Source organism: Actinomadura sp. NTSP31 (assembly GCF_041951385.1).
Taxonomy (GTDB): domain Bacteria; phylum Actinomycetota; class Actinomycetes; order Streptosporangiales; family Streptosporangiaceae; genus Spirillospora; species Spirillospora napierensis.
In genome coordinates, this window is the sequence record NZ_JBGNUT010000005.1 from 35,122 (window position 1) to 56,402 (window position 21,281).

General features: G+C 72.1%; 20 protein-coding genes. 4 read left to right on the top strand and 16 right to left on the bottom strand.

What is annotated here, in order from left to right:
• Nucleotides 1-2: 2 nt before the first annotated feature.
• The 13 genes from gcl to uraD all read right to left on the bottom strand — a co-directional run bounded on the left by gcl (nt 3) and on the right by uraD (nt 13,385).
• Nucleotides 3-1,718 (bottom strand): glyoxylate carboligase, encoded by a 1,716-nt coding sequence (gene gcl, locus ACA514_RS09840; protein WP_375040739.1) that lies wholly within the window; start codon nt 1,716-1,718, stop codon nt 3-5.
• 17 nt (nt 1,719-1,735) lie between these two features.
• The gene (locus ACA514_RS09845; RefSeq protein ID WP_375040740.1) at nt 1,736-2,632 is read right to left on the bottom strand and encodes a 2-hydroxy-3-oxopropionate reductase; all 897 of its coding nucleotides are present in this window, start codon (nt 2,630-2,632) and stop codon (nt 1,736-1,738) included.
• Nucleotides 2,629-3,438 (bottom strand): hydroxypyruvate isomerase family protein, encoded by an 810-nt coding sequence (locus ACA514_RS09850; protein WP_375040741.1) that lies wholly within the window; start codon nt 3,436-3,438, stop codon nt 2,629-2,631. The genes ACA514_RS09845 and ACA514_RS09850 overlap by 4 nt, the downstream gene beginning before the upstream one ends.
• Complete coding sequence (locus ACA514_RS09855) at nt 3,435-3,821, bottom strand: gamma-glutamylcyclotransferase (RefSeq protein WP_375040742.1); 387 nt, start codon at nt 3,819-3,821, stop codon at nt 3,435-3,437. Before ACA514_RS09855 ends, ACA514_RS09850 begins: the two co-directional genes overlap by 4 nt.
• A 14-nt stretch (nt 3,822-3,835) precedes the next feature.
• Nucleotides 3,836-4,960: an XdhC family protein gene (locus tag ACA514_RS09860; protein ID WP_375040743.1), complete on the bottom strand. Its 1,125-nt coding sequence runs from the start codon at nt 4,958-4,960 to the stop codon at nt 3,836-3,838.
• Nucleotides 4,961-4,969: 9 nt separating this feature from the next.
• The gene (locus ACA514_RS09865) at nt 4,970-6,415 is read right to left on the bottom strand and encodes an NCS2 family permease (protein WP_375040744.1); all 1,446 of its coding nucleotides are present in this window, start codon (nt 6,413-6,415) and stop codon (nt 4,970-4,972) included.
• A 175-nt stretch (nt 6,416-6,590) separates the two neighbouring features.
• Nucleotides 6,591-8,945, bottom strand: coding sequence for a xanthine dehydrogenase subunit D (gene pucD / locus ACA514_RS09870; protein WP_375040745.1), 2,355 nt, complete (start codon nt 8,943-8,945; stop codon nt 6,591-6,593).
• On the bottom strand, nt 8,945-10,297 hold the full coding sequence (locus ACA514_RS09875; protein ID WP_375040746.1) for an 8-oxoguanine deaminase: 1,353 nt from the start codon (nt 10,295-10,297) through the stop codon (nt 8,945-8,947). Before ACA514_RS09875 ends, pucD begins: the two co-directional genes overlap by 1 nt.
• Nucleotides 10,294-10,779: a (2Fe-2S)-binding protein gene (locus ACA514_RS09880; RefSeq protein WP_375040747.1), complete on the bottom strand. Its 486-nt coding sequence runs from the start codon at nt 10,777-10,779 to the stop codon at nt 10,294-10,296. The genes ACA514_RS09875 and ACA514_RS09880 overlap by 4 nt, the downstream gene beginning before the upstream one ends.
• Nucleotides 10,779-11,651, bottom strand: coding sequence for an FAD binding domain-containing protein (locus ACA514_RS09885; protein WP_375040748.1), 873 nt, complete (start codon nt 11,649-11,651; stop codon nt 10,779-10,781). The genes ACA514_RS09880 and ACA514_RS09885 overlap by 1 nt, the downstream gene beginning before the upstream one ends.
• Nucleotides 11,652-11,663: 12 nt before the next feature.
• Nucleotides 11,664-12,530, bottom strand: coding sequence for a factor-independent urate hydroxylase (gene pucL, locus ACA514_RS09890; RefSeq protein WP_375040749.1), 867 nt, complete (start codon nt 12,528-12,530; stop codon nt 11,664-11,666).
• Between the two features lie 4 nt (nt 12,531-12,534).
• On the bottom strand, nt 12,535-12,849 hold the full coding sequence (gene uraH, locus ACA514_RS09895) for a hydroxyisourate hydrolase (RefSeq protein WP_375040750.1): 315 nt from the start codon (nt 12,847-12,849) through the stop codon (nt 12,535-12,537).
• Nucleotides 12,846-13,385 carry a 2-oxo-4-hydroxy-4-carboxy-5-ureidoimidazoline decarboxylase gene (gene uraD / locus ACA514_RS09900; RefSeq protein ID WP_375040751.1) on the bottom strand — a complete coding sequence of 180 codons (540 nt, stop codon included), beginning with the start codon at nt 13,383-13,385 and terminating at the stop codon, nt 12,846-12,848. The genes uraH and uraD overlap by 4 nt, the downstream gene beginning before the upstream one ends.
• A 174-nt stretch (nt 13,386-13,559) precedes the next feature.
• On the opposite strand from uraD, the gene ACA514_RS09905 reads away from it, so the two are divergent.
• Entirely contained in the window at nt 13,560-15,080 is a 1,521-nt protein-coding gene (locus ACA514_RS09905) for a PucR family transcriptional regulator (RefSeq protein WP_375040752.1), read from the top strand.
• Here the strand turns inward: ACA514_RS09905 and ACA514_RS09910 are convergent.
• Nucleotides 15,077-16,144 carry a DUF4037 domain-containing protein gene (locus ACA514_RS09910; RefSeq protein WP_375040753.1) on the bottom strand — a complete coding sequence of 356 codons (1,068 nt, stop codon included), beginning with the start codon at nt 16,142-16,144 and terminating at the stop codon, nt 15,077-15,079. The two genes, ACA514_RS09905 and ACA514_RS09910, sit on opposite strands and share 4 nt — an antisense overlap.
• Nucleotides 16,145-16,195: 51 nt before the next feature.
• Nucleotides 16,196-17,122, bottom strand: coding sequence for an alpha/beta fold hydrolase (locus tag ACA514_RS09915; RefSeq protein WP_375040754.1), 927 nt, complete (start codon nt 17,120-17,122; stop codon nt 16,196-16,198).
• A 538-nt stretch (nt 17,123-17,660) separates the two neighbouring features.
• Here ACA514_RS09915 and ACA514_RS09920 point away from each other — a divergent pair.
• From ACA514_RS09920 to ACA514_RS09930, 3 genes are all read left to right on the top strand, one after another.
• Nucleotides 17,661-18,938, top strand: a complete 1,278-nt coding sequence (locus ACA514_RS09920; RefSeq protein ID WP_375040755.1) for a DUF222 domain-containing protein — start codon at nt 17,661-17,663, stop codon at nt 18,936-18,938.
• Between the two features lie 607 nt (nt 18,939-19,545).
• Nucleotides 19,546-19,881 carry a hypothetical protein gene (locus tag ACA514_RS09925; protein ID WP_375040756.1) on the top strand — a complete coding sequence of 112 codons (336 nt, stop codon included), beginning with the start codon at nt 19,546-19,548 and terminating at the stop codon, nt 19,879-19,881.
• Entirely contained in the window at nt 19,871-20,452 is a 582-nt protein-coding gene (locus ACA514_RS09930; RefSeq protein ID WP_375040757.1) for a carboxymuconolactone decarboxylase family protein, read from the top strand. The genes ACA514_RS09925 and ACA514_RS09930 overlap by 11 nt, the downstream gene beginning before the upstream one ends.
• Before the next feature lie 61 nt (nt 20,453-20,513).
• Here ACA514_RS09930 and ACA514_RS09935 read toward each other — a convergent pair whose 3' ends face one another.
• Entirely contained in the window at nt 20,514-21,254 is a 741-nt protein-coding gene (locus ACA514_RS09935) for a Clp protease N-terminal domain-containing protein (protein ID WP_375040758.1), read from the bottom strand.
• Between the last annotated feature and the right edge of the window lie 27 nt (nt 21,255-21,281).

The window sequence follows — 21,281 nt, forward strand, 5'->3', positions numbered from 1 at the left end:
GGCTACGGGACGGGTTCGTACTCGCGGACGTCGTCGATCCGCACGCCGTTGGCGGTGTCGGCCTCCCGCTCGATCATGATCTCGACCAGGACGGGCCGGGAGGTGCGGGCGGCCTCCTTGCGCGCCCACTCCAGCGCGGGCCGGATGTCGCCGGGCTCCAGCACCCGGCGGCCGGCGCAGCCGTACGCCTCCATGATCTTGACGTTGTCGGTGCCGTGCTCGTCGTAGCGGATGTCGACCTCGTAGTTCATGTCATAACCGCCGTGGTCCTGCGCCATCCGGATCAGGCCGAGGTACTCGTTGTTCAGCATGATCAGCACGAACGGGACCTCGTACTGCGCGGCCACCGCCAGCTCCTCCACGAGGAACTGGAACGAGTAGTCGCCGACGATCCCGACGACCTCTGCGTCCGGTTCGGTGCGGGCGAGGGCCGTCTTCACGCCGATCGCCGCCGGGATCTCCCAGCCGAGCGGCCCGGCCTGCCCGCACACCTGGTAGTGCCGGGGCTTGGCCGCCTTCTGGTGCTGGCCGCCCCAGATCTGGTAAAGCCCGATCGCGGTGACGAAGTAGGTGTCGGACCCGTAGAACTCGTTGATCTCCTTGTAGACGCGCGGCGCCTTGATCGGGACGTCGTCGAAGTCCTCGCGCCGGGTCAGCGTCGCCTTCAGCTCCTGGATCCGCGCCACCCACTCCCCCGCCGGGCGGCCCGCGCCGCGCTCCCGCGCGAGGTCGATGATCGCGCGGAGGAACAGCTTGGTGTCGGACACGATCCCGAGGTCCGGGCCGAACACCTTCCCGATCTGCGTCGGCTCGATGTCGACGTGGACGAACGTCCGGCCCTCGCGGTAGACGTCGAGCTGCCCGGTGTGGCGGTCGCCGAACCGGGCGCCAAGCGCCAGGACCAGGTCCGATTCGAGGAACGAGGCGTTGCCGTACCGCTGCGACGTCTGCACGCCGGTCATACCGGCATAGAGCGGATGGTCCTCGTCCATCGCGCCCTTGCCCATCAGCGTCGCCTGGACGGGGACCTGCAGCAGCTCGGCCAGCTCCACCAGTTCGGCGTGCGCGTCGGCGAGGATCACGCCGCCGCCCGCCAGGATCAGCGGACGCTCCGCCGCCAGCAGCAGGTCGAGGGCCTTCTCGACACGCGGCCGGTGCGGTTCCGCCTTTGCGACCGGCAGCGGCGCGTCGATCGAGGCGTCCCACTCGATCAGCTGCTTCTGCACGTCGATCGGCAGGTCGATCAGGACGGGCCCGGGACGGCCGCTGCGCGCGATCCGGAACGCCTCCCGGAAGATCCACGGCGCCTGCGCGGCCTCCCTCACCTGCACCGCCCACTTGGTGACGGGCTCGGCGATCGACACGATGTCGACGGCCTGGAACGCCTCCTGGTGCAGCTTGTCCGACGCGGCCTGCCCGGTGACGCACAGGATCGGGACGGAGTCGGCGTGCGCGGTGTACAGGCCGGTGATCATGTTGGTGCCGGCCGGCCCGGAGGTGCCGATCGCGACGCCGACGCCGCCGGTCGTGCGCGACCAGCCGTCGGCCATGTGCGTCGCGCCCTCCTCGTGCCGGACGATCAGGTGCTCGATCCCGCCGTCCTCCTCCATCGCCTTGTACAGCGGCAGGATCGCGGCGCCGGGGCAGCCGTAGACGACGTCCACGCCCTCGGACTTCAGGACCTCGACCACCGCCCGCATGACGGGAATCTTCGGCATGTCTGTGTTCCCTTCGGTCAGGCGGTGATGGCGCCGGAGGCGCGGCCGGAGAGGTCCTCGACGACCTTCAGCAGCGCGGAGTGGTCGAGGGAGCCGTAGCCGCGGGCGCGGGCGGCGGCGATGAGCTGGGCGACCAGGCCCGTCATCGGCAGCGACACCCCGGCGGAGCGGGCGGCGGCGGTCGCGATGCCCATGTCCTTGTGGTGCAGGTCGATGCGGAAGCCGGGGGCGAACTCGCGGTCCAGCATCGACGCGCGCTTGAGGTCGAGGACGCGGCTGGCGGCGAGCCCGCCGGCGATCACGTCGATCCCGGCCCGTGCGTCCACGCCGGCCGCCTCCATCAGCACGATCGCCTCGGCGACCAGCGCGTACGTGCCGCCGACGATCAGCTGGTTGGCGGCCTTGACGTACTGGCCCGCGCCGCTGCCGCCGACCCGCGCCGCGGTCTTCCCGACCGCCTCGAAGACCGGCGCGGCGGCGGCGACGTCCGCCTCGTCCCCGCCGACCATGATCGACAGGACGGCGTCCTTCGCGCCCGTCTCGCCGCCGCTGACCGGCGCGTCCAGCACCCGGAGCCCGCGCTCCCGCCCCGCCTCGGCGACCCGGACGGACGTCTCGGGGCGGATCGTGGAGAAGTCGATGCACAGCGTGCCGGGCTCGGCGTTCTCCAGGACGCCGTCCGGGCCGAAGTACACGGCCTCGACGTGCTCGTCCTGCGGCAGCATCGTGACGACGACGTCCGCGCCGGCGACCGCGCCCGGCACCCCGGACGCCGCCGACCCGCCCGCCGCGACCAGCGCGTCCACGCCCTTCGGGACGACGTCGTAGCCGGTCACGTCGTGCCCCGCGCGGACCAGGTGGGCCGCCATCGGCGCGCCCATGATGCCCAGCCCGATGAATCCGATCTTGCTCATGTTCGGTGGTTCTCCATCCATGCGAAGTCCGGCCGCGGGTCCACGTACTCCAGGGCGATCCGGCCGCGGTAGCCGATCTCGTCGAGGAGCGCGAACAGCGCGCCGAAGTCGATGCCGCCGGTGCCGGGACGGCCGCGTCCGGGCGCGTCGGCGATCTGCACGTGGCCGATGTCGGCGGCGTGCCGCCGCGCGACCTTCTCCAGGTCGTCGCCGTTGCTGACCAGGTGGAACGTGTCGAACAGGAACCTGACGTTGCCCGCCCCGGCCGTGCGGGCGCGTTCCACGACCGCCATCGCGTCGGCGGCGGTCTCCAGCGGGTAGGCGCCGTTCAGGCCCCGCGCGAGCGGCTCGATCAGCAGCGTCCCGCCGAACGCGCCGACCTTGCCGGCGGCGTGGACGAGGTTCCGCGTGGCGATCCGGTCCTGCTCGGACGCGGCGACACCGTCGAGGCGCTGCCCGTAGAGCGCGTTGAACGCCCGGACGCCCGTCCGCTCGGCGATGCGGACGGTGACGTCCACGCTCTCGCGGAACTCGGTGGCGCGCGCCGGGTCCGACAGCACGCCCCGCTCGCCCGCCGGCATGTCGCCCGCGTACAGGTTCAGGCCGATGAGCTGGACGCCCGCGTCCTCGATCGCCTGGCAGAACGCGTCCTCCTCGGACGCCGACGGGACCGGCTCGCCCGGCCACGGCCACCAGAACTCGACGGCGCCGAACCCCGCGTCCTTCGCGGCGGCGGGCCGCTCCAGCAGCGGCAGGTCGGTGAACAGGATCGAGCAGTTGACGGCCCACGTGCGGTCCGCGTTCATGCGGCCTCCCTAGAACTCTGGTAGCTCTGCCAGCTGCCATGTTCGGTGATGTCGGTCAGCCCGACATAGGAGGTGTACGGCCGGCGCAGCAGCATGGCGAGCGCCGACGACCCGTCGTCCAGCTCGATCACGCCGAGCTCCAGCTCGGACGGCTCGGCGGGCAGCAGCCGGTCGCGCAGCACGTCCAGGGACACCTCGTACACCTCGCCGGCGACGCGGGTGCCGCCGTGCGCGACGGGTGACAGGGCCGGGCAGCGGTCGCCGACCGAGTAGAAGCGGTAGCGGGGCGCGGTGCCGGTGGACGCGACGAGCGGCGCCCCGTCCAGCAGGTGATGCAGCGGTCCCCCGCGCATCGCGCCTCCGTTGAGGAACAGGGGTGGCACGTCCTCTCCTCCCTTCACTGGGCCGCCGCGACGGCGGCCCGGTCGTGGTGGATCGGCCCGTTGATCTGCCCCAGGGGCAGCGCGGTGCCGTCGCGGCGCGCGGCGGTGAACTCCGCCGCGATCGCCAGCGCGGTCTCCTCCGGGGTGCGGGCCCCGAGGTCGAGCCCGATCGGGGAGCGCAGCCGCGCCAGCTCCCCGTCGGACAGCCCGGCCTTGCGCAGCCGGGCGAGCCTGTCGTGATGGGTGCGCCGCGACCCCATCGCCCCGACGTAGGCGACGGGCAGCCGCAGCGCGACCTTCAGCAGCGGGACGTCGAACCTGGCGTCGTGGGTCAGCACGCACACCACCGTCCGGCCGTCGAGCGCGCCGCGTTCCGCCTCGGCGGCGAGGTACCGGTGCGGCCAGTCGACGATCACTTCGTCGGCGCCGGGGAAGCGGGCCGGCGTGGCGAAGACGGGCCGCGCGTCGCAGACCGTCACGCGGTAGCCGAGGACGCTCCCCTGCCGCGCGAGCGCCGCCGCGTGGTCAATCGCGCCGAACACGAGCAGCCGAGGCGGCGGCGCGTAGCTGTGCACGAACGCCTCCACGTCGTCGCGGCGCAGTTGCCGGGGGGTGTGGGGGGTCGTCCCCCCACGAGCGGCACAGACCGAGATGATTCCGGTCCGGCCCGCGTCGAGCATGGCGCGGGCCTCAGCGACCACGGCCTGGTCGACGTCGGCGCGTCCGGTGGTCCCGGTGTGGTGGGACGCATGGACGGTCAGGATGCCTGATCCGTCCATCAGGTGGGCGACCGCGACCGGTTCGTCATGCGTGAGCGCCGACGCGGGGAACGGCCCGGGCCGCACGAGCACCTCGACCGTCCCGCCGCAGGTCAGGCCGATGGCGAATGCGTCGTCGTCGCTGTAGCCGAACGTCTCGCGGACGGTCTCGCCGGTGTCGAGGGCCTCGCGGCACAGTTCGTACACCGCGCCCTCGACGCAGCCGCCGGACACGCTTCCGACGGCCTCCCCGTCGGCGGACACGGCCATCGCCGCGCCCGGCGCGCGCGGCGCGCTGCCCCGCACGGACACCACGACGGCCACGGCGTAACGCACACCGGCGTCGTTCCAGGCGGCCAGCCGATCGGCGATCTCACGCATGAACGGACCTCACTTGATACCCAGGGCTTCCTCGATGGGGTGGAGCGCGAAGTAGGCCACGAAGACCAGCGACAGCGGGTACAGCAGCCAGTGGATCTCCGCGAACTTCCCCCGCGCCACTTTGAGCAGGGTGTGGACGAGCACGCCGGCGGCGACGCCGACCGTGATCGAGTAGGTGAACGGCATCAGCACGATGGTGAGGAACGCCGGGACGGCGATCTCCATGTCGGCCCAGTCGATCTTGCGGGCGTGCGACATCATCAGCGCGCCGACGACGACGAGGGCGGGCGCGGCGGCGCCGACCGGGACGACCCCGGCGAGCGGCGTCAGGAAGATCAGCGCGGTGAGCAGCAGGCCGGTGACGACGCTGGCGAGGCCGGTGCGGGCGCCCTCGGCGACGCCGGCGGCCGACTCCACGACCGCCGTGTTCGCCGACCCGTTGACGCCGCCGCCGACGATCGCGCCGAACCCGTCCACGGTGAGGATGCGGCTGAGGCCGGGCAGCCTGCCCTTCTCGTCGGTCATCCCGGCCTCCTCGCAGACGCCGAGGATCGTCCCCATCGCGTCGAAGAACCCGGACAGCACCAGCGTGAACAGCACGACGGTCGCGGTGACGACGCCGGCGCGGCCGAACCCGCCGAACAGGTCGACCTTGAACAGCAGCCCGAAGTCGGGGGTCGCGGCGATCGAGTGCGGCAGCTTCGGCTCGACCGCGCCCCACGTCTTCGGGTCGACCTTCGCGACCTTGTCGACGATGACGGCGAACACGGTCGCGGCGACGATGCCGATCAGGATCGCGCCCGGCACCCTGCGGATGAACAGCACGAGCGTCAGCACGAGGCCGGCGCAGAACACCAGCACCGGCCAGCCGACGAGCTGACCGAACACGCCGAGCTGGACGGGCGTGGACGCGGTGTCGTGGTGGCCGACGAACCCGGCGTCCACGAGGCCGATCAGCGCGATGAACGCGCCGATGCCGACGCCGATCGCCTGCTTGATCGCGAGCGGGATCGCGTCCATGATCAGCTGCCGGATCCCGGTGACCGCGAACAGCACGATCACCACGCCCTCCAGCACGACCAGGCCCATCGCCTGCGGCCACGTCATGTGCGGCGCGGCCTGGAACACCACGATCGGGGTGACGCCGAGGCCGGCCGCCATCGCCAGCGGCGCGTTCCCGACCAGGCCCATCAGCAGCGTCGTCAGCCCGGCCGACAGCGCGACCATGGTGGTGAGCTGCGCGGGGTCGAGGGTGGCGCCGGTGACGTCCTTCGCGTCACCGATGATCAGCGGGATGAGGATGACCAGGTAGGCCATCGCGACGAAGGTGGTGAGCCCGCCGCGCACCTCGCGGGCGACGGTGGTGCCCCGCCCGCGCAGGTCGAAGAACCGGTCGAGCGCGGAACGGTCGGGGGTGGACGGCTTCTCCGGAAGCCTCTCCTGGGTCTCGGTCACGGTTCGTGCCCTCTTTCCGGGGTCCGGGGCCGCCCCCGGGGCGAGCACGGGGGCGTGATCGGCCACCGGCGCGGCCCGTGCGGGCCGTCCGTACTGGTCGATCGGGTGCGGTTGTGGGGTGGTGCCCGCGCCGTCCCCCGAGAACGGAGCGCGGGCCGCCCCTGTTGATCAATCGCTAGCCGGAGGTCTCCGGGGAGACGATGTGCTCCGGTCGAACCGGCACTCGGGTGAGCGCTCTGCCCGTGGCGTCGCGGACGGCGGCGACGATCGCGGGCGTGGAGGAGAGCGTGGGTGGCTCTCCGGCGCCGCGGAGCCCGTATGGGGCGTCCGGGTCGGGGTTCTCGAGGATGTCGAGCCGCATCGGCGGCATGTCGAGAATGGTCGGGATGAGGTAGTCGGTGAAGGACGGGTTGCGGACGAGGCCGCCGGACACGACGATCTCCTCCATCACGGCAAGGCCGAGGCCCTGCGCGGAGCCGCCGTGGATCTGGCCCTCCAGCGACAGCCGGTTGAGGATCTTGCCGACGTCCTGGACGGCGGCCATCTCGACCACCTTGACCAGGCCGAGGTCGACGTCGACGTCCACGACGGCGCGGTGCACGCACAGGGCGAGCTGGGTGTGGGTGACGCCCTGGCCGGTGACCGGGTCCATGCCGGTGGTGGGGCGGTGGTGGAATTCGCGGGTCTCCTCGATGGCGTCGTCGCCGAGGACGTCCTCGATGCTGCCGAGCACCCCGGCCGTCCGCGAGACGATCTTCCCGCCGACGGTGGAGAGGTCGTCGTGGCCGTAGCGGCGGGCGGCGCGCGCGAGCAGTTCGGCGCGGACGGCCTCGCAGGCGGTCTTGACGGCGCCGCCGGACATGTACGACTGGCGGGACGCGCTGGACGAGCCGGCGTCGCCGACCCGGTTGTCCGCCGGGGCGATGGTGACCCTCTGCACGCCGAGTTCCGTCCGCGCGACCTGCGCCTGGACGGTGACGAGGCCCTGGCCGACCTCGGCGGCGGCGGTGTGCACGAGCGCGGTCGGCTCGCCGCCGATGACCTCCAGCCGGACGCGGGCGGTGGCGAGGTCGTCGAAGCCTTCGGAGAAGCAGATGTTCTTGATCCCGACGCCGTAGCCGACGCCGCGCACGACGCCCTCGCCGTGCGTGGTCTGGGACGCGCCGCCCGGCAGGTTCCGGATGTCGGACGCGTCGCAGGCGGGCGGCATCGGCATGGCCTCCAGCCGGGTCAGCATCTCCGCGAGCGGCGCCGGCGACTCGATGACCTGCCCCGTCGCGAGCTTCGAGCCCTGCGAGACGGCGTTGCGGCGGCGGATCTCGACCGGGCTGAGCCCGCAGGCCGCGCCGAGCCTGTCCATCATCGACTCGTAGGCGAAGCACGCCTGCACCGCGCCGAACCCGCGCATCGCGCCGCACGGCGGGTTGTTCGTGTAGACCCCGTACGCGTCGATCTTGATGTTCGGGATCTCGTACGGGCCGACGCCGAGCGACGCGGCGTTCCCGGTGACGTTCCGGGTGGACGAGGTGTACGCGCCGCCGTCCAGGATGATCTTGACGTCGGCGTAGACGAGCTTCCCGTCGGCCGTGGCGCCGTACTCGTACCGCATCTGCGCGGGATGCCGGTGGACGTGCCCGAAGAACGACTCGTACCGGTTGTACGACATCTTCACCGGTTTGCCGGTGTGCAGGGCGAGCATCGCCGCGTGGATCTGCACCGAGAGGTCCTCGCGGCCGCCGAACGCGCCGCCGACGCCGGCGAGGGTCATGTGCACCTGCGACTCGTCCAGGCCGAGGCAGGGCGCGATCTGCGCCAGGTCGTTGTGCATCCACTGCGTGGAGACGTACAGGTCGACGCCGCCGTCCTCGGCCGGGATCGCCAGGCCGGCCTCCGGCCCGAGGAACGCCTGGTCCTGGATGCCGACCTCGAACTCCTCCGACACGACGACCTCGGCCAGAGCGCGCGCGGCGTCCACATCCCCGACCCTGACGGGCTGGTGCCGGGTGATGCCACCGAGCGGCTGAACCTTCAGCCGCTCCGGGTCGGCGATCACCGCCCGGGGGTCGGTGATCGGCTCCAGGACCTCGTAGTCGACGGCGATGCGCTCCATGGCGCGGCGCGCGATCTCCGGGTGGTCGGCGGCGACGACGGCGACCGGCTCGCCCTGGTGCCGGACCTCCCCGATCGCGAGAACCGGCTGGTCCTCGGTGTGGTCCTCCCCGTACACCTTGCGGCCGGGGACGTCCTCGTGGGTGAGGACCGCGTGCACGCCCGGGGTCGCCAGCGCGGGGCCGATGTCGATCGAGCGGATGCGGGCGCGGGGGTGCGGGCTGCGCAGCGTCGCGCCCCACAGCATGCCGTCCATCCACAGGTCCGACGCGTAGGCGAACTCGCCGGCGACCTTGAGGGTGCCGTCCGGGCGCAGCGGGCTGTCGCCGACGCCGCCGATGCCGGGCGCGACGACATGGCCGGGCGTCTTGACCGGGCCGGGGCTCTTGACCGGGCCGGGGCTCTTCACCGGGGACGCCATCAGAGGACCTCCTCCGCGAGCCGCATGAGGCGCCGGTGGGCGTCGGCGCCGCGCCGCCCGACCACGTCCTGCGGGACGGAGACGAGCGTGTCGGCGGCGACGATCGTCCGGCCGCCGACGAGCAGCCGCTCCAGCGGCGGGGTGCCGCCGAACGCGAACGCGACCACCGGGTCGTCGACGGCGGCGTGGAACCCGTCGACCCGCCACAGCGCGACGTCGGCGAGCTTGCCGGGTTCGAGGGTGCCGATCTCGTCGTCGCGGCCGAGGCAGCGGGCGCCGCCGAGCGTCGCCATCTCCAGGGCCTGGCGGGCGGTCAGCGCGGTCGGCCCGTAGCGGGCGCGCTGCATGTAGATCGCCTGCCGGATCTCCCCGGCGAGCGGGACGAACTCCGCCGACGCCGACCCGTCCACGCCCATCCCGACCGTCGCGCCCGCCTCCAGCAGATGCGAGACGCGGGCGATGCCGGCGCCGAGCCGGGCGTTGGAGCTCGGGCAGTGCGCGGTGCCGGTGCCCGTCTCGGCGAGCCGCTTGATGTCGGTGTCGTGCAGGTGGACGCAGTGCGCGAGCCACACGTCCGGGCCGAGCCAGCCGATCGAGTCCATGTACTCGGTCGGCGTCATGCCGAACTGCTCGTTGGTGTGCTCCTCCTCGTCGAGGGTCTCGGCGAGGTGGGTGTGCAGCCGGACGCCCTTGTCGCGCGCCAGTTCCGCGGAGCGGACGAGCAGGTCGCGGGTGACGGAGAACGGGGAGCACGGCGCGACCGAGATGCGGAGCATGGAGCCGGGCGACGCGTCGTGGTGACGGTCGATGGCCGCCGCGGTCTCGGTGAGGATCGTGTCGAGGTCCTCGACGACCTCGTCCGGCGGGAGGCCGCCCTGCGACTCGCCCCGGTCCATCGAGCCGCGGCACGGCTGGAACCGGATGCCGAGCTCCGCCGCCGCCTCGATCTCGGCGTCGAACAGGTCGCCGCGCCCGCGCGGGAACAGGTAGTGGTGGTCGGACGAGGTGGTGCAGCCGGACTTGGCGAGCCATCCGAGCCCCGCGCTCGCGGCGCCCGCGACGACCTCGGCGTCCATCTTCGACCACGGCTTGTAGAGGGTCGTGAGCCACTCGAACAGCGTGCTGTCGGTGGCCAGGCCCTGGCTCGCCCACTGGTACAGGTGGTGGTGCGCGTTGACGAGGCCGGGCGTGGCGAGGCAGCCGGTCCCGTCGATCCGGTCGGCGCCCGCGATCTCCGGCGCGGGACCGGCACCGACGGCGGTGATCCGGTCGCCCTCGATCACGAGGTGGCCGCCCGGGTGCTCGTCCCCGGACACGGTCACGACGTGCGCGTTCTCGATGATGGTCGTCACTTGCCGCTCGCCTTTCGCCGGGCCGCCAGCCGCACCGCGTCCAGGATCTTCTCGTAGCCGGTGCAGCGGCACAGGTTGCCGGCCAGCGCCTCGCGGATCTCGGCGTCGGACGGCGCGGGGTTGCGCTCGATCAGGTCATGGGACTGGACGATCAGGCCGGGCGTGCAGAACCCGCACTGGACGGCGCCCGTCTCCAGGAACGCCTGCTGGACGGGGTCGAGCCGCTCGTCACCCGGCTGCCCCTCCGCCAGGCCCTCGACGGTGCGGACCTCGCGGCCTTCGGCCTGCCCGGCCGCGACGAGGCACGCGCAGGCCGGCACACCGTCCAGGTAGACCGTGCAGGAACCGCATTCGCCCTGCTCGCAGGCGTTCTTCGAGCCGGGGAGGCCCATCCGCTCCCGCAGCAGGTAGAGCAGGCTCTCGCCCTCCCACACATCGTCGACGGTCTCCTTCGAGCCGTTGACGGTGACGTTCACGCGCATCAGGAAGCCTCCCTTCGCTCGGCGCGGTGGTCGTTCCAGGCCCAGGTCAGCGTGCGGCGCGCCATCACCGACAGGGCGTGCTCGCGGTAGTCGGCGGTGCCGCGCACGTCGTCGATCGGCGCGGCGGCCTCGCGGACGAGTTCGCCGAACCGCTGCGCCGCGGCGTCGGTGAGCGGGCCGCGGCCGTCCCAGTCGAGTTCGTTCGAGATGAACTCCTCGGCGGCGGTCGCGCGGCGCGGCGTGGGGGCGGCGGAGCCGACGCCCGTGCCGACGCGGCGCTCCTCCGGATGCAGCGCGACCGCGAAGGAGCAGACGGCGATCACCATCGCGTTCCGCGTGCCGATCTTGGAGAAGTACTGCGGGCCGGGTGCGGGAGCGGTCCAGACCGCGCGGATCAGCTCGTCGGGCTCCAGCGCGTTCCGCTTCACGCCCAGGTAGAAGTCGGCCGCCGGGATCATCCGGACGCCGCGCTCCGCCGACTCGACCTCGATCACCGCGTCCCCGGCCAGCAACGGCGGGTGGCTGTCACCGGCGGGCGAGGCGGCGCCCAGGTTGCCGCCGACCGAGCCGCGGTTGCGGATCTGCGGGGAGCCGACCGTCCGGGACGCCTGCGCGAGGCCCGGCAGCCGGTCCCCCAGCTCGCCGATCACCCGCACGTACGGGACGCCGGCGCCGATCCGCAGGCGGCCGTCCGCCTCGTCCCACTCGGTCAGCTCGCGGACCCGGGTCAGGTCCAGCAGCGCCGCCGGCCGGTGCACGTCGAAGTTGATCTCCACCATGACGTCGGTGCCGCCCTGGATCGGCAGCGCCGCCGGCGTCTCCCGCTTCGCGGCCAGGGCGTCCGCCCAGGTCGCCGGGCGCAGGAACTCCATGTCGCGGCCTCCTCAGTTCCAGGCGGACGGGGCGTCCGGCGCGTCGTCGGTGAGCACGGTTCCCTCGATGAGCCCGTACGGGCGGTCCGCCGCGAAATAGACCTCGTTGTCGTTGTCCATCCCGAACGGCTCCAGGTCGACCAGGAAGTGGTGCTTGTTCGGCATCGACATCCGCACCTCGCACAGTTCCGGACGTTCCTCCAGCACCCGGCGGCCCATCGCGTAGAGCGTCTGCTGGAGCGACAGGCTGTGCGTCGTGGCGAACGCGTCGAGGAGGGCTTTGCGGGCGGCCGCGTAGGACGCGTCCCATTTCGAGTCGGTGCCGCGATGCCGCCATTGCGCCGTCACGGCCGTCGCGAGGATCCGGTCGTCGGTCGGTTCGAGCGTCGTGAACTCGTCCTCGACGTACCCGTGGAATTCGCTGCCCGTCGAGTTCAGGACGGTCAGGTCCGTCAATCCCGAGACCACCGATTCGGCGCCGTCCGATCCGTCGCTGTGGATCACCGCCGTCCGTACTTCCGTGCCGCCCTTCACGAACGAGTGCGGGCCGGTGATGCGATCCCAGGCGTACTCCTCGAGCTGCACGCGGGCGTGGTGAATGGTCGGCTGCGAATCCACGAAATGCCGCGCCAGCAGCAGCCCGAACTCCTCCAGCTCCCCGATCCCGTACTTCTTCGCGAACGCGAACACCGTGTTCTTCTGCGTGTCGGTCGCCAGCACGGCGGCGTTGTCGCCGGTCAGATGCACCTCGTCCATGTCGCCGGACAGGAACACCCCGACGTTCAGGTCCCGGATGCGGTGCGTCCCGCCGTCCCTGGTGACGCGGACGACGCGGACCTCCGCCTTCCCGTAGCGGTTGGGGCCGAGAACGATGGCCATCGGGTTAGCTCCCTCGGTAGGTCGAGTAGGCGAACGGGCTCAGCAGCAACGGGACGTGGTGGTGCCGCCCGGCGTCGCCGATCGCGAACGCGACGGTGACCTCCGGGAAGAAGTCGGACAGGCCGGCGGTGTCGAACGTCAGCCGGTGCACGCCCGCGCCCGGCTCGGCGTCCCACTCCTTGATCCGGCCGTCGGCGTCGGTGCGGGCCTCGGCGATCGTCGTCCACGACCCGTCCGGCTCCCGCCGGTCCAGCCGCACCGCCACGCCCGCCGCCGGCAGGCCCTTCGCCGCGTCCAGCACGTGCGTCGACAGGCTCATCGCTCCCCCTCCGCCGGCTCCGCGGCGAGCTTCGCCAGCCGCAGGTCGACGATCTTCGCCAGCTCCGTCCGGACGACCGCCCGTTCGGCCTCTGCGTCGTTGCCCAGGCGTTCCCGCAGCGCGCCGAGCATCTCGGCGGCGCTGAGGCCGGTCGCGCAGATGAGGAAGACGTGCCCGAACCGCTCCTCGTAGGCCCGGTTGCCCTCGACCAGCGCCGTCCGCAGCTCCGCGGCCGCCGCGTCCATCCCGGACTGCTCGCCCCGCGACCACGCCGCCTCCCGGTCGCCGCTCCCCGGCCGGTCGCCGCCGCTCCTCAGCCGGTCGCCGCCGCTCCTCGGCCGGTCGCCGATCCGGGGATGCGCGTCCAGCGCCTCCTCGACATCGGCCCAGGCCAGGCCGGCGAGCGCCTTCGCCGACGCCGCCCGCAGCCCCGCGAGATCCGCGTACGGCCGCCCGGCGGCGACCTCGGCGGCCCAGCGGCGGGACGCGCAGCACGCCAGCAGCCCGCCCTCCGTGACGTCGAGCCGTTCCCTCACCGGCACCTCCCTGTCTTCGTCATTGCCGCCAGTAGATACGGCAACCGGACCCCGGGTGAAGGGACAGGACATCCGAACTGTGACTCGGCTCACGCCGGTGTTTTCGTGCGTTGCTCCAATCGCGGCCCCCGGCCGTTGACACGCGGGCCGGCGAACGATGGGTTAACTGGTCCTATGAAGCTGCGTGCGCTGCCCGCGATGCCGGAGCTGCGGCTGGAGGTGATCACCGGAGAGGACGAGCTGGACCGGGTGATCACCTGGGTCGTCACCACCGACCTGCTGGATCCCGGGCGCTACCTCGGCGGCGGGGAGCTGGTGCTGTCCGGGCTGGTCTGGCGGTCCGAGCCGGCCGACTCGGAGGTGTTCGTCCGGGCGCTCGCCCGCGCCGGGGTGTCGGCGCTCGCGGCATGGGACCTCGCCACCGGCACCATCCCGGGCGACCTCGTCGACGCGTGCCGCCGGCACCGGATCCCGCTGTTCAAGGTGCCGGAGGACGTGGCGTTCGCGACCGTCACCGAGGAGGTCGTCCGGCACCTGTCCGGCGCCCGCGCCGCCGACCTGACCGCCGTGCTGGACCGGCACCGCCGGCTCGTCGCCGGGATGAGCGAGGGCGCCGGCCTCGGCGCCGTCCTCGACCTCGTCGGCCGCGACCTCGGGATGCGCTGCTGGGTGCTGACCGCCACCGGACGCGTCGTCGCCGGCCCGCCGGACGCCCCGGACGGCGCCGCGCTGGCCCGCGCGTTCCTCACCGCGCCGCGGCTCCCGCACCACCCGGCCGGGTCGGACGTGTCGATCTTCCCGGTCGCCGAGGACACCACCTCGCGCGTCGCGGACTGGTTCGTCGCCTGCGAGGGCGACCACGCCGACTGGCCCGCCGAACGCCGCGCGCTCACCACCGAGCTCGCCGCGATCGCCGCGCTGGAACGGGCCCGGCTGGACGACCGGCTCAGCGTCGAGGGGCGGCTCGCCCAGGAACTCGTCCGGCTGGTGGTGTCCGCCGCGGCCGCCGACGAGATCGTCCCGCGGCTGGAACTCACCGGACTCGACCCGCACGCCCGCTACGTCGCGGTCGCCGCGGCCGGGCGCGGGACGCTGCGGCCCGGCGAGCTGCGGACCGTCCTCGGCGAGGTCATGCCGGTCCCGCGGCCCGTCGTGGGCCTGCTCGACGACGAGGCGATCGCGCTCCTGCCCGTCGCCCGGGAGGGCGGGCCCGACGTCGCCGCCGCGATCCGGCGGGCGCTCGGCGCGCTCGCCCCGGGCCTGGCGGGCGCCGGGATCGCGGTCGGCGTCAGCGACGTCGTCGGCGCCGGCGAGCTGCGGGGCGCCGTGGACGAGGCCCGGTACGCGCGGCGGCTCGCCTCCGGGCGCACCGACCCGGTGTGCGTCGTCCGGCACGACGAGCTGGCCACCCATGTGCTGCTGCTGGCGACCGTGCCCGACGACGTCCGGCAGATGTTCCAGGTGCGGCTGCTCGATCCGCTGCGCAAGTACGACGAGGTCCACAAGGCCGACCTGATCCGCACGCTGGAGACGTTCCTGCAGAACTCCGGATCGTGGACGCGCTGCGCCGAGCAGCTCCACCTGCACGTCAACTCCGTCCGGTACCGCATCCAGCGCATCCAGGACCTGACCGGCCGCGACCTGGCCCGCCTGGAGGACCGCGTGGACTTCTTCCTCGCGCTCCGGCTGTCCTAGAGGCCGCGCTCCATCCAGGTGCGGTAGGCGACCTGGAGCGCGGCGCGGCGGTCGGCGTGGCCGAGGACGTCCACGCTGTCGACCCACTGCTCGACCGACCCGATGCCCGGCCGCAGCGCGGCGACCTCCGGATCGCCGATGTCCGCGACGAGCCCGTCGGCGACGGCGGCGTCGATCATCCAGTAAGGGCGGTCCCAGAACGGGACGACCGCCTTCTCCGGTGCCGGCAGTCCGCGTCCACGCTGGACGTCCAGCAGGATCTCGGCCGCTTCGACCAGCGCCGCCTCCCTTTCGCGCCTGCCGTCCGCGGCGACGGCCGTGCCGAGCGGGCCCGCGAGATCCTCAGCGATCGGCAGCTCCCTGAAGGCGGTACCGCGCCACTTGCCGTACGGCACCCACGCGCCGGACAGCGTGAACGCCAGCCGCATCAGATCTTCGGCGACCCGCGCGGCGAGGATCCGCGACCCGGTCTCGTCACCGCGCGCCGCCGTCCGGCCCACGACCGGCAACCACTGCGAAGCGCGCCGCCACCACGCCGCCAGGACGTACCGCTCGACGTCCGGCGGGTAGCGGCGGAGCGTCGCGCGGATCCCGGCGAGGGTCGAGGTCCCGTCCTCGAACACCGGGCCGGCGGTCACCTCCAGGACGCACTGCCCGACCAGGCACAGCCAGTCGAGGACCGACGGCCCGCCGGTCGGATCGACGCCCAGCCTCGACCGGCAGAACGCGCCGACGGCCGAGACCTCCACCTTGTGGGACACGGTCTGGTCCCAGGTGACGGGGAAGCGGACGGGGTGGCCGCGGTACCGGTCGGGCAGTTCGCGTTCGAGCATCGCGATCACGTCCGGCGCCGCGTCCGCATGCGCGTCGTCCAGCAGCAGCGTCAGCCGGCAGCCCCAGTCGTGGTCGCGGCTCGTCGCGTCGTCGAACCCCAGCACGTCCGACCCGGACCCGAGCCGCGCCGCCGCATGGCTCAGTCCTGGGAAGTGCACGTCCAGCAGCGGCCGGACGAGATCGCCGTAGTACGCGCGCGCCAGCTCCGCGCCGCTCGGATGACCGTCCACAGGGCCACCCCAGCAGACTCGGCGGCGCTCCGGCCAACCAATTCTCCGGGGTCAGGACGTATGGCGAAGCAGGGCGGGGACGAGGACGTCCCACGTCCGGCGCGGGATCTCACTTCCGGTACCCGGCAGGACCAGCAGCTCGGCGCGCGGAATCTCGGCGGCGAGCGCACGCCCGTTGCCCAGCGGAAAGAACGGATCGTCCTCGCCATGCACCACCAGGGTCGGCGCCGCGACGGACCCGAGCCGCTCGCGCCAGCGCGGACCGCAGTCGAGCGCGGCGAACAGCGCCCCCATCTGGTCCGCGCGGTGGGCCTCACCGGGATCCCCGAAGACCTCGGTGCGATCATGGATGCGCTCGATGTTCGCCCGCGCCTCCGCCTCGTCGAACCCCGCCCCGGCCATGTGGCGGGCGTTCTCCACCATGAACCCGACGACCGAGGCGCGGTCGGTCCAGTCCACCGCCGGCCGATCCATGAAACGCGCCATCAGCTCCGGCGCATGCTCCGGCAGGTCGGAATCGTTCGGCCCGGGCGCGGTCGGCCGCGTCGCGATCAGTGTCAGCGTGGCGACGCGCTCGGGATGGTCGAGAGCGAGCAACTGGGCGATCCACCCGCCGGTCCCGAACCCGACGACATGCGCGGCCGCCAGCCCATGCGCGTCCAGGACCTGGGCCGCATCGGAGACGAGATCGCGCAGCGTCCACTCCCCGTCCCCCGAGCCGCCCGCCGAACGAGCATCCGCGTCCCCACTCAGCCCGACGGAGGAACCGGGGCCGTTGGTCAGTCCGGCGCCGGCGGACCGTCCGGTGCCACGCAGGTCGTAGCGGACGACGAACCGCCGCAGGGCCGCCAACCGCCCGCAGAGGTCGTCCGGCCAGGTGAGCATCGTGTTGCCGACGAGGAGCACGGGCGCGTCGCCCGGTTCGCCGAACGTTTCCACGCACAACGACACCCCGTTGACCTTGATGAAGGACTCCATACCAAGTCAGACCGCCGGCGCCATCGAAACTCATCGCGGCCGTCTCGGTCGGCCGTACAGGACTCCCGTTCTTGACCGAAGCGGTGGCTGATTGATCAAGTTCCAGGCGTGAGCATTTCGGAATTATGGTGCCGATTCGGAAGTCGGGGGTTGAGTTCGGCATGGGACAGAGAGTGTTCGAGTGTTCATTGGAAGGGTGTTCGGGTGGTGGGGTGGCGCTGCGTACGGGGCCGCCTCTCAAAAGTCAAGGGCGCCTTCGGCGTCGCTTCGCGATGGACTTCGTCCACCCTTGACTTTCGAGCCTCTGCGGCCCCTGAGGCAGCGCAAACGGGCAGGCTCCGCCTGCCCCGCCCGGTCGCGCCACCCCACCACCCACCCACGCACGCGTGCTCGCAAATCCCTACGAAACGGCATTCCGCGAGCCAGGGAGAGGGTGATCAGAATCCGGCAGGTATACCTAGCCATACCTTTCTCCGAAGTGTCGAAATAACGGCCCGTCGAGCCGATATTTGTCAGCCACGTAGGGTATGCTTTACCTATGCAATCAGTGACGGTCGACCTGGAGGCCGCGTCCACCATGCAATTGGTGGACGCGGTCTCGGTGATCGCCGCTGAACTCGCCCAGCGCCAAGCCCCGGAGTCAGCGGCGGCGTGCCTGGAACTCACCGAGACACTGGCCGCCGCCTGCGATATCCAGGAAAGCGCACTCGCCGGTTTCATCCGCCGAGTCGATGCCACCGGCGAGCAGAAACGCTGGGGATATCCCTCCACCCGGGCGTGGTTGCGGTCCCGGCTGGGGATGCGGGAGAACCGCACCACCGAACGCCTCATCCTGGCCCGGCAACGCCACCGCCTCCCGAACGTCGCCGAACGCCTGGCGGCCGGGGAGCTGTCCTACGGATATGCGGCCACGGTCGCGCAGAGTGTGGCCCGCTTGGAGGACACCGACTGCGCCGAAGCCGAAACGACCCTGCTGAGCTTCGTCGACCAAGGCTTCTCAGCCGCGAAGGTGGGGGTGTTCGGCCGCCGCATCTGCGACGTGATCGCCGAACGCGACGGAACCGACACCGCACCCGGTGAAGACGCCAAGCGCGGCTACGCCAAATCCTGGATCACCAGCACCGGTTCCTTGGACGGCGGCCGGTACATCAAGGGCTGGTTGAACGCCGAGGACGCCGCCATCTGGGACGGCACCCTCGCACCCTTGGCCAAGCCGGCCGGGCCTGAGGACCACCGCGATGTGGGTGAGCGGACGGCGGCGGCGTTGTCCAGTGTGCTGTCGGGTGGGCACAAGGCCACCAAGGTCACCGTCATCTGCGACCTCGAGACCTTGACCGGCGGCAACGCCCCAGCTCGCCTGACCGACGGGACACCGATCCCCGCCGCCCAAGCCCGCCGCATCGCCCTGGCCGCCGGAGTGTCACCGCTGATCCTCGGGCGAGGGCACACACCGCTGTACCTCGGTTACCGGGAGCGGTTCGCCAGCGCCGCCCAACGCCAAGTCCTCGAAACCCTGTACCCGACCTGCGCGGTACGGGAATGCGAGATCCCGGGGACGTTGTGCGAGGTCGACCACGTCAACGGCTGGGCCCTCGGACACTCACCCACCGACATCGACCAGCTCACCCTCACCTGCGGATGGCACAACCGCTTCAAACACACCAGCCCGAACCAGATCGGGATCAGCAAAGACCCCGACGGGCGCTATGTGTACCGGCTGCTCCCACCACCGGGCGCCCGAACAAGATCCCGAACGGGCAGCGGGCCACCGGGGACGATCGGCCCACCCGACACCACCGCCAACTGGGCTGCGTAACCCGCCCCACCCCACTCCATCGGTTCGCCCGAATCCATCTCGGATCTCGGGCGAACCGGCATGCCCACACCACCCCGGCACTCCGCTGCTCCACCGGATGCCCGCACTGGCGGCCCCAGTGTTGCCTCGTCAGCCGCTCGGCGTTCAGCCCGCCCGGCGCCCGAGTCTTCGTCCGCTGGTTCGGGGGCGGTGGGGTGGCGCGACCAGGCGGGGCAGGCGGAGCCTGCCCCCAAAGCGCTGCCTCAGAGGCCGCAGAGGCTCCAAAGTCAAGGGTGGACGAAGTCCATCGCGAAGCGACGCCGAAGGCGCCCTTGACTTTGGAGGGGCGGCCCCGTACGCCAGCGCCACCCCACCGCACGAACACCCCTCGCCCCCAAGTCCCAGGGCAGGACGGCCCATCACCCCACGCCCCCGATCGACGTCCGCCTCCGCATCGACGTCCGCATCAACTCAGCACCCCGCGAGGTGACCAAGAGGAAACATCCGCCTGGCCTGCGGGTACATCATCGAGAGGGGATTTCTTCGGCTGCGTGTCGAGTTCGGTGGTGTGCCGATCGTCTTAGCGAGAGAGGGCAGATCGTCGAGCGGTGAAGGAGGCGGAGGCGCCGTGACGGACGAGGGCAGGAAGCGGGCAGCGCACCGGGCCCTGGTGGATCGGGTGCTGAACGGGGAGGGCAGGGCGTCCGCGGAGCAGCGAGCGCGCGCCTTCGGCAACGAGGGACTCTCCCCGCCCCTGGACGCGTTGATCGGCAAGGTCGTCGACAGGCCGGCGCAGATCACCGATGCCGATGTGGCTGCGGCGAAGGCGTCCGGCTGTACCGAGGACGAGCTTTTCGAGCTGGTCGTGTGCGCCGCGGTCGGGCGATCGGCGCGGTTGTACGAAGCGGGACTGGCGGCCCTCGCTGAGGCGACCGGTAGGGAGAGGTCGGATCGTGCGTCTTGAGATCCTCAACGACGGTTACAGCCGCCGCACCAAGTTGCTGTTCGCGGTCGTCCGGTTGTTCTCCGGGCATCCGCTGCCGGACGCCGCCAAGCTGGTGTTCTATCGGCCCGATTTCTACGGTGCGCGGGCCAAGGAGTTCACCCATGAGGCGATGCGCGGGCCGTCCGCCTGGTCGGTGGGCGACCGGGAGTTGATGGCGGCTTATGTGTCCGAGGTGAACGGGTCCGCGTTCTGTATCGGGGCGCACACCGCGACCGCGACGCAGGCGTACCAGGACGGGGAGCGGGTCGCGGCGGTGCTGGCCGATCTGGAATCGGCCCCTGTGGAGGAGCCGCTGCGGGCGACGCTGCGGATGCTCGGCAAGCTGACCCGGGACGGAGAGGTCAGCGCCCAGGACATGCGGGACGTGCTGGCCGCCGGTGTCTCGCCCCAGCAGGTCGAGGACGCGTTGGCGGTGTGCGCGGCGTTCGACATCACCGACCGGCTCGCCGACGCGTTCCGGTTCGAAATGCTCAGTCCGGAGGGCTTCGAGGCGGGGGCCAAGTACCTGCTGAAGCGGGGTTACCGGTAGTTCGGCGGGGGGCCGCCTCGCGGTGCGGTCGCGGGGGCCGCACCGCGGTGCGCGCAGCCGGTCAGGTGGACTTCTTCGTCTGGGCGGCGACCACGGCGGCCAGGGCCTCGGTGATGTGGGCCTCGGAGGCGGCCTTCTGGACGCCGGCCTCGGCGAGGACGCCGTTGCCGTTCTCGTGTTCGAGGAGGGCGAGGAGGATGTGCTCGGTGCCGATGTAGTTGTGGCCGAGGCGCAGGGCCTCGCGGAAGGTCAGTTCGAGGGCCTTCTTGGCGTCCTGGTCGAAGGGGATGAGGGCGGGGAGCTCGGCGGCCTCCGGGGGCAGCGCGGCGGTCGCGGCCTGCCGGACGGTGTCGAGCAGCACGCCCTGCGCGGTGATGGCCTTGGCCGCGAGCGACTCGGGGTCGGCGAGCAGCCCGAGGACGAGGTGGGCGAGGCCGATCTCGGCGCTGCCGGCGGCGCGGGCCTCGTTCTGCGAGGCGATGACGACGTTGCGGGCGCGGAGGGTGTAGCGGGAGAAGCCCTGGGACGGGTCGAGGTCGCCCGTCACGTCCTTGGGGACGAAGCGCTTCTGCGCGGCCTGCTTGCTGACGCCCATGCTCCTGCCGATGTCGGTCCAGGACGCGCCGGAGCGGCGGGCCTGGTCGACGAAGTGGCCGATGAGGTGGTCGGCGACCTCGCCGAGGTGCTCGGCGGCGACGACCGCGCTGGTGAGCTGCTCGAGCGCGTCGGGGTGGACCTTCTTGATGGCGGCGATCAGGTCGTCGAGCCGGACCTGGACGTTGTTCTGCGTAGGTTCGGTCATGCGTCAACCATAGGTTGACGACCGAGA